At 69.9% G+C, this 15,470-nt stretch carries 11 protein-coding genes; all 11 read left to right on the top strand.

What is annotated here, in order from left to right; all coding sequences use genetic code 11:
• Positions 1-354 precede the first annotated feature (354 nt).
• Positions 355-846 carry a hypothetical protein gene (locus ACQEXA_RS23045; protein ID WP_432931738.1) on the top strand — a complete coding sequence of 164 codons (492 nt, stop codon included), beginning with the start codon at positions 355-357 and terminating at the stop codon, positions 844-846.
• A gap of 98 nt (positions 847-944) precedes the next feature.
• On the top strand, positions 945-1,883 hold the full coding sequence (gene pstC / locus ACQEXA_RS23040; protein WP_432931740.1) for a phosphate ABC transporter permease subunit PstC: 939 nt from the start codon (positions 945-947) through the stop codon (positions 1,881-1,883).
• A 2-nt stretch (positions 1,884-1,885) separates the two neighbouring features.
• Positions 1,886-3,106 carry a phosphate ABC transporter permease PstA gene (gene pstA, locus ACQEXA_RS23035; RefSeq protein WP_432931742.1) on the top strand — a complete coding sequence of 407 codons (1,221 nt, stop codon included), beginning with the start codon at positions 1,886-1,888 and terminating at the stop codon, positions 3,104-3,106.
• Between the two features lie 55 nt (positions 3,107-3,161).
• Positions 3,162-4,850, top strand: a complete 1,689-nt coding sequence (pstS, locus tag ACQEXA_RS23030; RefSeq protein ID WP_432931744.1) for a phosphate ABC transporter substrate-binding protein PstS — start codon at positions 3,162-3,164, stop codon at positions 4,848-4,850.
• The gene (locus ACQEXA_RS23025) at positions 4,847-7,405 is read left to right on the top strand and encodes a hypothetical protein (protein ID WP_433130875.1); all 2,559 of its coding nucleotides are present in this window, start codon (positions 4,847-4,849) and stop codon (positions 7,403-7,405) included. Before pstS ends, ACQEXA_RS23025 begins: the two co-directional genes overlap by 4 nt.
• A 98-nt stretch (positions 7,406-7,503) precedes the next feature.
• A complete protein-coding gene (locus ACQEXA_RS23020) occupies positions 7,504-8,514 on the top strand; it encodes a substrate-binding domain-containing protein (protein WP_432931748.1) in 1,011 nt (336 codons plus the stop codon).
• 45 nt (positions 8,515-8,559) lie between these two features.
• Complete coding sequence (locus tag ACQEXA_RS23015) at positions 8,560-10,134, top strand: Ig-like domain-containing protein (protein ID WP_433130873.1); 1,575 nt, start codon at positions 8,560-8,562, stop codon at positions 10,132-10,134.
• 140 nt (positions 10,135-10,274) lie between these two features.
• The gene (locus tag ACQEXA_RS23010; protein WP_432931752.1) at positions 10,275-12,158 is read left to right on the top strand and encodes a WxL protein peptidoglycan domain-containing protein; all 1,884 of its coding nucleotides are present in this window, start codon (positions 10,275-10,277) and stop codon (positions 12,156-12,158) included.
• 48 nt (positions 12,159-12,206) lie between these two features.
• The gene (locus ACQEXA_RS23005) at positions 12,207-13,088 is read left to right on the top strand and encodes a hypothetical protein (protein WP_432931754.1); all 882 of its coding nucleotides are present in this window, start codon (positions 12,207-12,209) and stop codon (positions 13,086-13,088) included.
• 39 nt (positions 13,089-13,127) lie between these two features.
• A complete protein-coding gene (locus tag ACQEXA_RS23000; RefSeq protein ID WP_433130871.1) occupies positions 13,128-14,426 on the top strand; it encodes an Ig-like domain-containing protein in 1,299 nt (432 codons plus the stop codon).
• Positions 14,423-15,373, top strand: a complete 951-nt coding sequence (locus ACQEXA_RS22995) for a sortase (protein WP_432931758.1) — start codon at positions 14,423-14,425, stop codon at positions 15,371-15,373. Before ACQEXA_RS23000 ends, ACQEXA_RS22995 begins: the two co-directional genes overlap by 4 nt.
• Positions 15,374-15,470 lie beyond the last annotated feature (97 nt).

Here is a 15,470-nt window from a genome sequence, read left to right as displayed (position 1 = left end):
CGCTGCGGTGATGTCATCGGGGCGCCCTCCCCGAACGGACTCCGCTTCGGTTCGATCCCGTTACCGTGCACCTCCGTTGGGCTGTGATCGCCGTGTGCGTGCCCGGTACGGGAAGCCCCCACATCTCCCCCACATCTCCCCCAAGCCCTCGAACCCTTTCGTTCATCTCCCCTGCGTTCGGCCTTTACCCATCTGTGGGCACAGCTCGTACAGAACTCGGCGACTCTCGGTTCGCTTTGGGTGGTGATTCCGCCGCTGGCGAAAAACTGCTCAATGCGGTGAAGGGGAGAGGGGGTGGTTTCCATGGTTCCGTCGCGGTTCTTGTACGTAGTTCGCGGGGCGCAGCGAAGACCCGTGGGGGGTGAACCGTCGGTCGGTTGGCGGCTCATCGGATCCAACCACCGTGAACTGGGGCGCAGCGCGGAAACGTTCGCTGGATTCGAAGAGTGCCGGGCCGCCGTGCAGCGGCTCCGGGAACGGATCGCGGACGCCAGGATGCTGCTGACCACGTCGGAGGGGGCGGGGGGCTGGAGCTGGCGCCTGGAGATCGACGGCCAGGCGGTCGCGGTCGCAGGGCGGCCGTATCAGCGCCAGCGGGACTGCCAGTACAACGTGGGTCAGTTCTTGAACGCGGTCCCGGTCGCCGAGCTGACGGAGCCGACGGCGCACGCGCCGCGGGGGACCGGTGGCTCGCGTCCGCACGAGTCCGGCCAGGCCTCCGGCGATCGGTCCGGTCCGGCCAAGGCAGGCCTCTCCCGAGCAGAGCCGGATGGCGCAGGGCGCGCCCGTTCCGGCGAGGACGACGGTACCGATGCCCCTGACCGGGCTGGAGTGAGTGTGAGATGAGCGTGGTCATACCCCGACTCGGGAGACCGGCGGAACCCGATCCGGAACCCGGTCACTCGGACGAGGCGAGACGTGCCTCGCGCGGGAAACCCGAACCGGTGGACCTCGCCTTCCGCGGATTGCTCCGCGGCAGCGGCGCCATCGTGTTGGCGATCATGCTGCTGGTGGGTGTCTTCCTCACCTTCCGCGCGTTCCAGGCGCTGAAGGTCGCCAAGTGGTCGTTCCTCAGCACCTCCGCATGGGAGCCGGACTCCCATCACTTCGGTATCGCCGCCGTCCTCACCGGCACGGTGCTCATCGGTCTGACGGCGATCACCATCGCCGTGCCGCTGGCGCTCGGCACCGCGCTCTACATCTCGGAGTACGCGCCGCGGAGGCTGAAGCGGACCCTGGTCAGCCTGGTGGACCTGATGGCCGCCGTGCCGAGCGTGGTGTTCGGCCTCTGGGGCGCCTTCTACCTCCAGGGGCATGTGGTCGGGCTCTCCCGCTGGATCTCCACGTACTTCTCCTGGATCCCAATCTTCAAGGTCGACGGGGCCGACCCGAGCGACCCGCTGCAGGCGACGACGGTCTACACGTCCTCGACCTTCATCGCGGGAATCGTCGTGGCGCTCATGGTCACGCCGATCACCTGCTCGGTGATGCGGGAGACCTTCTCGCAGGCGCCGGCCGGAGAGCGTGAGGGCGCCCTGGCGCTGGGCGCGACCCGCTGGGGAATGATCCGCGCGGTCGTCCTGCCGTACGGGCGGGGCGGCATCATCGGTGGCACCATGCTCGGCCTCGGACGGGCCCTGGGCGAGACCATCGCCATCTACATGATCATCTCGCCCGTCTTCGCCGTGCAGTGGCACATCCTGCAGAACGGTGCCAACTCCGTCTCCGCGCTGATCGCACTGCGCTACGGCTCCGCGAGCCAGTTCGGCATGTCGGCCCTGATGGCCGCCGGCCTCGCACTCTTCCTCATGACCCTCGTCGTGAACTTCATCGCGTCCACGATCGCGGCCCGCAGCCGGTCGGGTGTGGGAACGGAGGCCTGACCATGACCACCGAAGTCCTCAAAGAGCCGGCGGGGCAGACCGTACTGCCGACCGCCGCCGGCCGTGACAACACGCCCGAAGTCCGCCGCAACACCACGTCCTTCAAGGGTTCGGACCTGTTCGCCCTGGTGGGCGCGGCGGTGGGCTCGCTCTCGCTGACCACGCTGCTGTTCGTCTGGATCGCCCCGTTCGACGCGTTCCTGGGCTTCGTCGTCGTCGCGTACCTGCTCTTCATCGCCCTGTACGCCGTGCTGGTCTCCTTCGACGAGAACAGCACGGCGGTGCGGGACAAGGTCGCCGCCGTCCTGTGGCACAGCCTGGCCGCGCTCCTGGTGGGCGCACTGGTCATGGTGGTGGTCTACACACTGTGGCGCGGCAAGTCCGCTCTCGTGCACCTCAACTTCTTCACCGAGGACATGTCGAGCACGGGACCGCTCCAGCCGCTCAGCGACGGCGGCCTGCTGCACGCGATCGTCGGCACCCTGGAGCAGATCTCCATCTCCCTGACCATCACCGTGCCGCTCGGGCTCGCCTGTGCGGTGTTCCTCAACGAAGTGCCCGGACGCTACGCGCGTTTCGTGCGCACCATCGTCGAGGCGATGACGGCGCTGCCGTCGATCGTGGCCGGTCTGTTCATCTACGCCACCGTGATCCTCATCCTCGGTGTCGACAAGTCCGGGTTCGCCGCCGCGCTGGCGCTCAGTGTGATGATGCTTCCGATCATCATCCGCGCCTCCGACGTGGTCATCCGGCTGGTGCCGGGCTCGCTGCGCGAGGCCTCGTACGCCCTGGGCGCGAGCCGGTGGCGCACGGTGTGGACGGTGATCCTGCCCACCGCGCGCTCCGGTCTGACCACCGCGGTGATCCTGGGCACCGCCCGCGGCATCGGCGAGACCTCGCCCGTGCTGCTCACCTCCGGGATCAACGCCGGAATGAACGCCGACCCGCTCCACGGGCCGCAGATCTCGCTGCCGCTGGCCACCTTCGATCTGGTGCGCTCACCCCAGCCCAACTACATCGTCCGGGGTTTCGGCACCGCCGCCCTGCTGATGGCACTCGTCCTGCTGCTGTTCGTGCTGGCCCGAGTGATCGGCGGGCGCGGCCCCGGCGAGCTGACCCGCAACCAGCGGCACCGGCGCGTGCAGGCCTCGCGCCGGGACGCCGAACGCATGAGCAGGCGCGTCCACCTCAGGACCCCCGCCACCACCCCGGACACCGAATAGCCGCGCTCCACCACCACGGCCCGCACTCACCCACACTGACCAGGAGTCACCAGCCATGCCCGGATCGCCTCCGGCACCCTTCGCACGCCTGAGAGCCGTCACTGCTCTCTTCCTCTTGGCCGCCCTCCTGTTCGGCGCCACCCCAGCAACCGCCGCGACCTACGTGCCGATCTCGGGTGCCGGCTCCACCTGGAGCCAGAACGCTCTCGACCAGTGGCGGGCCAACGTCAAGCAGTACGGCATGACCGTGAACTACAACGGCACGGGCTCGTCGGACGGCCGCAACCAGTTCCGCAACGGAACCGTGGACTACGCCGTCTCCGAGATCCCCTACGGCGTCAAGGACTCGGGCGTCGTCGACTCGGCGCCGTCCCGCAAGTACGCGTACATGCCGATCGTGGCCGGTGGTACGTCGTTCATGTACAACCTCACCATCGGCGGCAAGCGGGTGACCAACCTGCGGCTGTCCGGGCCGGTCATCGCCAAGATCTTCACCGGCCAGATCAAGCTCTGGAACGACCCCGCCATAAAGGCCGACAACCCCGCGCTCAAGAACGCCCTGCCCGCCCGCCAGGTTGTCCCGGTGGTGCGTTCCGACGGCTCCGGCACCACGGCCCAGCTCACCACCTGGATGAGCAAGCAGTACCCGTCGCTGTGGGACGACTACTGCCGTCGCGCGGGCCGCAGCACCCCGTGCGGTACGACCTCGAACTACCCGGTCATCCCGGGCAGCCGCATGGTGAGCCAGGCGGGCTCGAACGGTGTCTCCGGCTATGTGGCGCAGGCCGGCAACGTGGGCACCATCACGTACGTCGAGTACTCGTACGCGGTGTACACGACCGGTTTCCCGGTGGCCAAGGTGCTCAACAAGGCCGGGTACTACACCGAGCCGACCGCGAAGAACGTGGCGGTGGCGCTGCTGAAGGCGCGGATCAACGAGGACAGCAACTCGCCCGCCTATCTGACGCAGATCCTCGACGACGTCTACAACGACAGCGACGCGCGCGCCTATCCGCTCTCCAGCTACAGCTACATGATCATCCCGACCAAGCTGGAGTCGAACTTCAACAACCAGAAGGGCAAGACCCTCGGCGCCTTCGCGTACTACTTCCTCTGCCAGGGGCAGCAGCACGTGGACAACCTGGGCTACTCGCCGCTGCCGAGGAACCTCGTGGAGGCCGGCCTCAAGCAGGTCCGCAGGATCCCCGGGGTCGACGTCCAGAGCATCGACATCAAGAGCTGCCACAACCCCACCTTCTCCACCGACGGCACCAACACCCTGGCCAACACGGCCCCTTACCCGCCTTCCTGTGACAAGCAGGGCCAGAGCCAGTGCGCCACCGGCACCGGCGGGGCCAAGACCCCGACCAACGTCGCCGGCGGATCGAACAACTCAGGCTCCTCCGGCGGTACGGGCGGCTCTGGTACCGGCACCACGGGTACGACGGGCGCCGGCTCGGGTGGTCCGTCCTCAGGCACGGGCAAGGGCAGCGGCGGCGCCTCAGGAACGCCCACCGCGGGCGCCGGCGCCACCGTGGACCCGGACACCGGCCAGGTGGTCGGGACGGACGGCGCCGCGGCCGGCGGCACGGGAGTCGACGCGTTCGCCCAGCCCGTCAACACCTCCAAGAGCATCAGCAGCGGCTCCCGGACCGCGCTGATGGCCATGGCCGGCGTGCTGCTGCTCGCGGTCACGGTCGGGCCTCCGCTGCTCAACCGGCGACTGAAGCGGGGCAAGTCATGATCGCTGCGCTCCGCCGCTTCGTCGCCACGTCCGCCGCCGTCGCGGTCGCCCTGCTCTCGGTGATCGGCACCGCCGTGCTGGTCTCGGCTCCCTCGCCCGCCGTGGCAGCCGACTCCGCGTCGAAGGTGACCGTCTCCGGCCAGGGCCCGTACGCGAACCTGAAGGTGACGGTCAGTCAGACCCGCAACCTGGTCAACCAGGTCCTCAAGATCACGTGGAAGGGGGCCGCCCCCACCACCACGGACACCACCTACGCCGCCAACTACCTGCAGATCATGCAGTGCTGGGGCGACAGCAAGAACGGACCCGACCCCGATCAGTGCCAGTTCGGCGGCTCCTCCGCAGGCGGGCCCGGCCCGGTCGCCGGACAGCAGGGTGCGGGCGCGTACACCAACACCCGGCAGCTGAACTACGGCAGCAAGTTGGTGGACGAGGCGCAGAAGGACAAGATGCCGCCGCCGAGCAGCACCGGCATCTCGTACGTCCCCTTCCGCCCGGTCGCCGGCAAGGTGATCAAGTTCGGGAACTGGAACGAGTTCTACGACGTCAACACCACCAACGAGGTTTCCTACGCCCGTACCGGCCCCAACGGCACCGGTGAGGTCTACTTCGAGGCCCAGACGGGACTCGAGGCACCCGGCCTCGGCTGCGGCGAGGTACCGGCCGGGAAGTCCGGAGCGACTACCGGGCGGAAGTGCTGGCTGGTCATCGTGCCTCGTGGTGACACCGAGGTGGACGGCAGCGCGTACACCTCGCAGCCCAGCGGAATGCTCCAGTCGTCGCCGCTCAGCGCGAGCAACTGGGCGCAGCGTCTCGTCGTTCCGCTGAGCTTCGAACCGATGGGCAGCTTCTGCCCGATCGGCGCCGACGAGCGCAGCACGCTCGGCAACGAGATGGTCGCCGAGGCGATCACCCGCTGGCAGCCGACCCTGTGCCAGTCCTCGAGCAAGACGATCTACGGCTACGCACAGGTCACCGACGACACCGCCCGCGCCAAGCTGGTCTCCGGCACGCCCGGGATGGTCTTCCTCGGCCGCCCGGCCACCGGCGACCAGGTTCCGTTCGACCAGAAACCGGTCTACGCGCCCGTCTCGCTGTCGGGTCTGACCATCGGCTTCTTCATCGAGAGCCAGGCGGGAGATGCCGCGCCCGAGGGGGTAAGGGAAAGCGACGGAGCACGGCTGACCTCGCTCAACCTCACCCCCCGCCTGGTCGCCAAGCTGCTCACCGAGTCGTACCCGGACGGCAATTCCCGCTTCGCGAAGAGCACCGAGGGCAATCCCTTCAACCTGGGCGCCGACCCGGAGTTCGTCAAGTACAACCCCGGTTACAAGGACCTCGCCTTTCCCGGCCGCCTCGGCGACGTGATCGTGCCCGAGGCCCTGTCCGACGCGGCATGGGACCTGTGGACCTGGGTGGGGCAGGACCCGGCGGCGCGGGAGTTCCTGAACGGCACTCCCGACAACGAGGGACGGTACGGCGACCCCGGCTTCTCGGGCATGAAGGTCAACCCGAACTACCAGAAGATGTCGCTGCCCCGGGAGGAGTTCCCGAAGAGCGACCCGTTCTGCCAGAAGTTCACCGACCACCCCGACAACCCCCTGTGCATCCAGGACAAGCACCCGTACGCCACCGACCTGCACTCGGCCGCCCGGTCCGCCGCACGCGGCGACTCGCTTGCCCGCACCAGCTGGGACAACACGACCACGCCCCCGGCCTACAAGAAGGACCCGCCACAGGCCGCCGGCAAGCGGGCCATCCTCGCCCTCACCGACACCGCGACCGCGGCGCGCTACGGCCTGGTGACGGCGAAGCTGCAGAACGCCGCCGGCCGCTTCGTGGCCCCCGACAGCCCGGGACTGCTCGCCGCGCAGGCAACGATGAAGCCGAGCGGGGTCAGCGGGGTGCTCAGCCCCGACCCGGCCACGAAGAGCCCTGACGCCTACCCACTCACGCTGCTCACCTACGCCGCGACCGTGCCGGAGAAGCTCACCAAGGCGGAGGGCCAGGACTACGCGGCCCTGCTGCGGTACGCGGTCGGAAACGGGCAGCGGCCCGGTGTGTCGTCCGGATCCCTGCCCGCGGGCTACGCCCCGCTGCCCGCGACGGTCCGCGCCCAGACCCGTGCTGTCGCCGACGCCATCGCCTCCCGGGCCGGCACCTCGCCGTCCACCCCGTCGACCGACGGCGGGACGGGTGGCAACGGCACGGGGACCTCGGACGGAACGGGCAACGGCGGAGCCGCGGGCTCGGGCGGTGCCGGAACGTCCGGCGAGCCCTCGGGCCCGACCAGCAGCGCCGCGGCTTCCCCGTCAACTTCCTCCATACCGTCCGGATCGCCGTCCACCGCGCCCGCTGCCGCCTCCGGCAGCCCGTTGCTGCGGACCCCGGACTGGGCGCTCGGCGCCGTGCGCTACGCCCTACTGATCGCCCTGGTCACCGGCATCGCCGCTGCGATCTGCGGCCCCGTCCTTCCGACGGTCGTGCCGCGCCTCGCGGCCGGCGTCGCGGCCTGGCGCACCAGGGACAAGACGTCCCCGAAACAAGAGAGGTGATGCCCGAACCCGAAACACCGACAGGTCCGCGCCAACGAACTGTCCGAACACCGCGCCGGGCATCACCCGGCAAAAGCCTAACCCGAGAGGTATCGCACGTGAACAAGAGAATGGCTGCCGTCACCGCCGTGGGCATCGCCGGTCTGCTGACCGGTGCCATCGGCGCCCAGCAGGCGTCCGCCGACCCGTCCGGCACGCCCACCTACCGTCAGCTCGCGGGTGTCGGCTCCGACACCACGCAGGACGTGATGAACGCCCTGGCCGGCCAGATCACCATCAACGGCACCAAGGTCCTCGGCTCGTACAACGCCGTCGGCTCCGCCCAGATCACCACCAAGGACCCCGCCGCCACGCCGGGCTGCACGCTCAACCGACCGAACGGTTCCGGCGCCGGTCGCACCGCCCTGCTGACCTCGCTGCAGGCGAACAACGGAGCCGGTGACGGCTGCGTGGACTTCGCGCGTTCCTCCAGCCTCAACCTGGCCGCCGCCAGCCCGGGCCTGACCTACGTGCCGTTCGCCGTGGACGGCGTGAGCTACGCGATCACCCCCAGCAGCAAGGTGCCGCGGAAGCTCGCCCTGGCCGACCTCAAGGCCATCTACCACTGCAACGCGGCCTACGTGGGCACCGCCCCGAACTACAAGTTCACGGTGTACCTGCCGCAGGCCGGCTCCGGCACGCGCAGCTTCTGGGAGTCCCAGATGGGCATCACGGACGCCGACGTGGTCGCCGGTATCTACCCCTGCATCAAGGACACCAAGGCCGGCAACCCCGTCCAGGAGCACGACGGTCGTGTCCTCGACGACAACTCGATCGTCCCGTTCTCCATCGCGCAGTACAACGCGCAGTCCTCGCTGACCACCGCTGACCTCCGCGGCCGGGCCATCCTCGGCACGATCGACGGTATTGCGCCGAACGTCCTCAACAACAACTTCGGTGTGAAGCGCGACGTCTACAACGTCATTCCGACCAGCAAGATCGGTACGGCGCCGTACAGCGACGTCTTCGTCGGCTCCAACTCCCTGATCTGCCAGCAGACTTCGGTGATCAACACCTACGGCTTCGCGGCCAACCCGAACTGCGGCGACACCAGCAAGCAGACCCCCTGACCTTCCCAACTCTTCGATAAATCCTCTTAGAAGGAGAGCACGACAGTGCTGAAGAAGACTCTCTCGCGAGCTCTGGCGGGCGGTCTCGCGGGCCTGGTCTCTGCGTTCGCGGGCGGCCTGATCATGGCGCCTGCGGCGCACGCCGCCGAGATCGGTACGGCCGAGGTCACCCCGGCGACCGGCTTCGACGACACCGGCATGCAGCTGACCACCTCGGACGCCTGCCCGAGCAACGCGACCAACATCATCGCTTCGGTGTTCGGTTCGGGCTTCCCGGCCGACGGCCAGATCGTGGTCGGCAACTCGCCGATCGAGGCGTACAACACTGCGCCGAACGGTGGGCTGATCGTCCCGCTGACGTCGACGATGCGCGACTACGCCAACGTGGCCGGCTTCTCCACCCTGACCGGCAAGTACTCGTTCGTCATCACCTGCCGCACGCCGTTCGACGAGACCAGCCTCGGTGACTTCACGTCCGCGGTCTGGTTCACGTCCAACACGACGTACCAGAACACCGACCCGGCCCAGAAGACCGACACCACCACCTCCCTCGCGGTGTCCCCGAACGCCCCGGTCACCGCGGGTACCCCGGTGACGCTGACCGCGTCGGTCGGCCCCGCGGGTGCCGCCGGCCAGGTCCAGTTCAAGGACAACGGTGCGGCGCTGGGCAACCCGGTGACCGTCTCCGGTGGCCAGGCGCAGCTCACCACGAGCGCCCTGGGTGCCGGCAGCCACTCGCTGACCGCGGTGTTCACCCCGTCCAGCACGGCCTTCAACGGCTCCACGTCCAGCGCCGTCGACTACACCGTCGAGGCCGCCCCGGCGACCCCGACCACCACCGCGCTGGCCGTCTCCCCCGAGGGCACGGCGGACAAGTTCAGCCCGGTCAACATGACGGCCTCGGTGTCGCCCGCCTCGGCGGCCGGCTCCATCAAGTTCCAGGACACCGTGGGCGGCACCACCACCACGCTGGGCACCGTGCCGGTCGCGGCCGGCCAGGCGTCCTTCAGCACCAGCAGCCTGCCGGAGGGTGACCACTCCTTCACGGCGGTCTTCGTCCCGACGAACCCCGACGCGTACGCCGGCTCCACCTCCGGTGCCGTCCCGTACGTGATCGGTGCCTTCAAGGGCGTCACCGCCTCCGAGGACATCACCACCACCGTCCAGTCCGGTGCCCTGGTCATCAGCGTCGACAACCCGCACGTCACGCTGCCTTCCCCGCAGCTGAACGCCAACGGCGACCTGCTCACCACCGCGGGCGCGATCAACCCGGTCACGCTCACCGACACCCGCGCCGGTAACCCGGGCTGGTCCGTCAGCGGTCAGGTGACCGACTTCTCCGACGGTGGCTCGCACCAGATCAACGGCCAGAACCTCGGCTGGACCCCGAACGTGATCGACAAGGGCGCGGCCCAGACGGTCACCGCCGGTTCGTCGGTGGACGCGGCCCACGGTGTCGCTCCCTCCGACGCGGGTGCGGCCGGCCTCAAGGCCTCCCGCTCCCTGGCCAACGGCACCGGTCTGGGCACCGCCCACCTCGGCGCCGACCTGGCCTTCAACGTGCCGACCTCGACTGTGGCGGGCACCTACACCGCCACGCTGACCCTGACGGCCATCTGATCCGGGCGGCTGGGTGACGGGGCAGAACCTCAGCCCCTTTGAGGATCCGCCCTGGGCCGGGACGGGCAGTGATGCCCGTCCCGGCCACCTCCGCCCCTCCGCACACCAGGTACCGCCCGCGCCCGAACGGACGACCCGACATGATCACCACCTCAGCCCGCCGCATCGCCGCCCTCCTGGCCGCCTGCCTTCTCGCCGTCCTTCCGGCCGCGGCCGCTTCGGCCACCGCACCGGCCACCCAACGGAGCGACGCGGGGCACGGGGGTACGGGACGTACGACGTTCGGCGTCCAGCCCTCGGCCGCGAAGAAGCCCGACGCGCGGCCGAACTTCTCGTACGGCGCCACCCCGGGCGCCATCGTCAAGGACCACATCGCCGTCTTCAACTACGGCACGAAGCCACTCATGTTGAGGGTGTACGCACAGGACGCCTTCACCACCGCCGACGGCGGCTTCGACCTCTACGCCGCCAAGCGCAAGCCCACTGACGCCGGTGCCTGGGTCAAGCTGGACAAGAACCGGGTGAAGATACCCGCCCGCTCCCGAGTCATCGTGCCCTTCACTCTGACCGTCCCGACGAAGGCGACCCCCGGAGATCACACCGGCGGCATCGTCGCCTCGCTCGCGGCCTCGGCAACCGACAAGAAGGGCAACAAGGTCGCCGTCGACCAGCGGGTCGGCGCGCGTATCTACCTCCGCGTCGCCGGCGAGATCACGTCCCGGCTCGCCGTCGAGAACCTGCACACCGAATACCACGGCACCGCCAACCCCTTCGGCAGCGGCTCTGCGACCGTGACGTACACCGTCCGCAACACCGGCAACGTGCGGCTGGCGGCCCATCAGGCGGTCAGCGTCCGCGACGCCTTCGGCGGCACGGCGACGGTGGCGAAGCTCCGTGACCTCCCCGAACTGCTTCCGGGCGACGCCGTGACGATGACGACGACGGCCACCGGCGTTTTCCCGGCGTTCCGCGACACGACGACGGTCACGGTCGACCCCCAGCCTGTGCGTGGCGACGTCAAGTTCAAGATCCTGCCCCGTGTCACCCGCACCGTGGCCTTCTCCGCCGTGCCCTGGGCGCTGCTCGCCGTGCTGCTCGTCCTCGCCGGCGCTGCCACGGTATGGCTGGTACGCCGTCGACGTCGCCGGAACCCCCCGACCGGGGCCGCCAAGTCCACGCGCACGATCGGCAAGAAGTCCGGTGCGAAGCAGGCGGTCGGCCTGGCGGCGGTCGCGTTGCTGACCGCCGGCGCGGTCGTGGCGGGCACACCCGCGGACGCGCAGGCCGCGGACGGCGGGAAGCTCGCGGTCACCCCGGCGAAGGGCAGCGACACCGAGCCCATCAGCCTCACCGCCGACGCGCCCTGCCCCGCGAAGACGACCAACCTCATCGCCAGTGTCACCGGGTCGGGCTTCCCGCGCGGCGGCCAGATGGTCGTCGGCAACTCGCCGCTCACCGCGTACACGCAGGTGGCGGGTGGCGGCCTCGCGATCCCGCTCACGTTCACCATGCGGGACTACGCCATGACGGCCGGGTTCACCACGCTGCGCGGCACCTACACCTTCACGGTCAGCTGCCTGAAGAGCCCCTTCGATTTCCACAGCCTGCGGGACTTCACCGGATCGCTGCGCTTCACCGGGAAGACCTCGTACACGGACGGCACCAAGGTCGTGTTCCCCAAGGTGGTGGCGTCTCAGAACCCCGCTGCCGGGACAACGACTCCGGGTGGGACGGCAGTGACGCCTCAGGCGGCACCGGGGAAGACCGGGCAGCAGCCGGGGCAGCCCGGACAGCAGTCGGGGCAGCCTGCGGCGTCCGCCCAGCCGGACAGCTCCGGTACGCCGGTCGCCGCGCTCCCGAACGGAGTGGGAGCGGGCGCCGCCCAGGAATCGAACAGCGTCTTCACCGCATGGTCGGTCGCCGGATTCACCGTCTTCCTGCTGGCGCTCCTGGCCGCCTTCGGCCTCTGGGTGCGCGGCCGTCGAACCCGGACCGAGGAACCGACTGCCGGCACCGGCGACTGAGCACCACCGCCACCACGTCCTGATCCACTTCCAAAGGAGAGAAACACCGTGTCCTTCACACTCCATAAGCCCCAAAGGTCCCGAGCGGCCGCCGTCCGCCTCGGTTCGCTGATGGCGGCCTGCGGCACGGCGGGGCTGCTCGTCACCGGGGTGACCGCTGTCCAGGCGTCGGCCGACGACGCCGGCACGATGACGATGGAACCCGCCACCGGCACCGACATCAGCCTCATGCAGCTCACCACCTCGGCGGCCTGCCCGGACTCCGCGAACTCCCTCATCGTCACGGTGAAGGGCTCGGGCTTCGCGTCCGAAGGCACGAACGTGATCGGCAACGCGCCGATCGATGCGTACAACAGGACGCCGGACAACGGCATCATCGTGCCGCTGCAGCTGACGATGCGCGACTACGCCAACCAGGTCGGCTTCTCGACCCTCCAGGGTCGTTACGACTTCACGCTGACGTGCCGTACGACCTTCGACGAGACCAGCCTCAAGGACTTCAAGACGTCGATCTGGTTCACCTCTAACACCGCGTACCAGAACACCGACCCGGCCGGTCCGACCAGCTCGCCGACGACCTCGTCCAGCACGTCCGCGACCCCCACGGACACCGCGACTCCGACCGACACGGCCGAGCCCACCGACACGGCCGAGCCCACCGACACGGGTGTGCCCACCGACACGGGTGAGCCCACCGACACCGCCACCCCGACGGACACCTCGACGGGCGACGGCTCCCAGGACATCTCGACCAACGTCAACGGCGGTGCGTCGGGCGGTTCGGGGAGCGGCGGTTCCCTGGCGGCCACCGGCGTCAACGCGGGCGTGCTCGGCACCCTGTCGGCCGCGCTGGTTCTCGCGGGTGTCGTCGTCGTACGCCGTGCCCGTGCGCGCGAGGACTTCCCGACCACCGACACCTCGAACAACTGAGCCGGACAAGTCCGGAAAGACTGGGAGAAACGACACATCATGTATGCCAAGGCTGTACGCCGCTCGCTGGCGGCCACGCTTGTGTCCGTGGTCGGCGCCGGGGCGTTCGTGCTGGGCACCGGCGGTGCCGAGGCCGATGTCATCGGGTCGATGCAGGTGGCCCCGGCCACCGGCTCGGACGCCAGCGGGATCGACTTCACCACCTCGGCGCCTTGCCCGGACACCGCGAACGCCGTCATCGTCACGGTGAAGGGCGCGGGCTTCCCGGCCGACGGCAAGATCGTCGTGGGCAACTCGCCCGTCGAGATCTACAACGTGGCGCCGAACGGCGGGATGATCGTCCCCCTGATGGAGACCATGCGGGACTACGCGAATGAGGCCGGCTTCCAGACCCTCCAGGGTCGCTACGACTTCACGCTGACGTGCCGTACGACCTTCGACGAGACCAGCCTCGGCGACTTCACGGCGCCGATCTGGTTCACCTCGAACACCACGTACCAGAGCACCGCGCCCGTCACCGCCACGACCACCACGCTCGCGGCCAGCCCGGCGAGCTCGGCCGTGCAGGGGACGGCCGTGAAGCTGACGGCGACCGTCGCCCCGGCTGCCGCGGTCGGCACGGTGCGCTTCCTCGACGGGACGACCCAGCTCGGCACGCCGGTCGCCGTGTCCGGTGGAACGGCCACCCTGACCACCAGCGCCCTGGCCGTCGGCACCCACACGCTGAAGGCCGCGTTCACCCCGTCCGACCCGGCGGTGTACGGCGCCTCGGCGTCCGCTCCGCTCTCGTACACGGTCAAGATCAAGCCCCCGGCGGTCGTCACGGCCGCGAAGGTGACCGGCACGGTGCGGGTCGCTTCCACGGTGACCTGCTCGGTGTCGTTCAGCGGCGCGACGTCCACCAAGTACGCCTGGCTCCGTGACGGCAAGACGGTCAGCGGCGCCACCGCTCGCACCCATGGGCTGACCTCGACCGACTACGCGCACAAGATCGCCTGCCGGGCGACCGCCACGAACACCACGGGCAGCACGACCTCGACCAGCCCGTCCGTGACGGTGGCCGTCGGCCCCGCCCTGAAGAACGTGGCCAAGCCCTCGATCGCCGGCACCCACCGGGTCGGCTACCGACAGACGGCCCGTGCCGGGTCCTGGTCCCCGTCGGCCACGTCGTACAGCTACGTCTGGAAGCGTGACGGCCGGACGATCAGCGGTGCGACGCACTCGACGTACACCGCCACCCGCTCGGACCGCGGTCACAAGCTCACCGTGACGATCACGGCGAAGCGCACCGGGTACAGCAAGGGCACCGCAACCACGGCGTCGGTGAAGATCGGATGACGGCTCCGACCGCCTCCCCGTCCGGGACCCTGGCAGCCGACAACACGTCGGCTGCCGGGCCCGGCCGGGTCCGGCCCCCCCGTCCGGCACGCCCGGCCGCCGGGCCCGGACTGCGTATTCTCAGCGCCGCGTTGAGCATCCTTGCCGCGCTGCTGCTCGGCTTTGTCGCCGACGCCGGCCTGGTCAGCGATCTGCGGCACGCCCGCGACCGCCAGGTCGACTACGCCGGCTTCCGCTCCGCCCTGGCCAACGGGGTCGCCCCCGTGGGCCAGTCCACCGGCGGCGGTCGCGCGCCGAACCCCGGTGAGCCCGTCGCGCTCCTGGAGATCCCCGCGCTCCACCTGCGTGAGGTGGTCCGCGAGGGCACCACCGCCGACGACCTGTCCCGTGGCCCCGGTCACCGCCGGGACACGCCGCTGCCCGGTCAGTCCGGGGTCAGCGTGATCATGGGCCGTCAGGCGACGTACGGCGGACCCTTCCGCCGGCTGGGCGAGCTGAGCACCGGCGACACCCTCACCCTCACGACGGGGCAGGGCAAGCACACCTACCGGGTCATCGGGCCGCGCCGGTCCGGCGACCCCCAGCCGCCCGCACCGGCCGAGGGCCACGGGCGCCTCACGCTCATCACGGCCGACGGCACCCCCTTCGTGCCCCGGGGCATCCTGCGGGTGGACGCGGACCTGGTCTCCACCGCCCAGCCCACCCCCGCGCCCGCCATCGCCTCCGGCGCCCTGCCGGACGACGAGAAGCCGATGGCATCCCAGCAGTCGGCCTGGCTGCCGCTCGTGCTGTGGGGTCAGGCCCTCGTCCTGGCCGCCGCGGCCCTCGCCTGGGCGCACGCCCGCTGGGGCCGGCCGCACACCTGGGTGGTCGGTGTCCCGCTGCTGGGCGCGCTGGGCCTGATGGTCGCCGACCAGGCGATGCTGCTCCTGCCCAACCTGCTGTGACCCCTTGCCGTGACCGAGTACCCCACCGCTGAAGCTGATGAAGGACAAGCCGTGACCGACCAGACAATCCAGACCGAGACCACGCTGCCCCTGCCCC

Origin of the sequence: Streptomyces sp. CA-106110 (assembly GCF_050936285.1) — a bacterium.
In the GTDB taxonomy this organism is placed as follows: Bacteria; Actinomycetota; Actinomycetes; order Streptomycetales; family Streptomycetaceae; genus Streptomyces.
The sequence above is the reverse complement of the archived record's forward strand: the minus strand, read 5'-3'. Positions and strand labels throughout refer to the sequence as shown.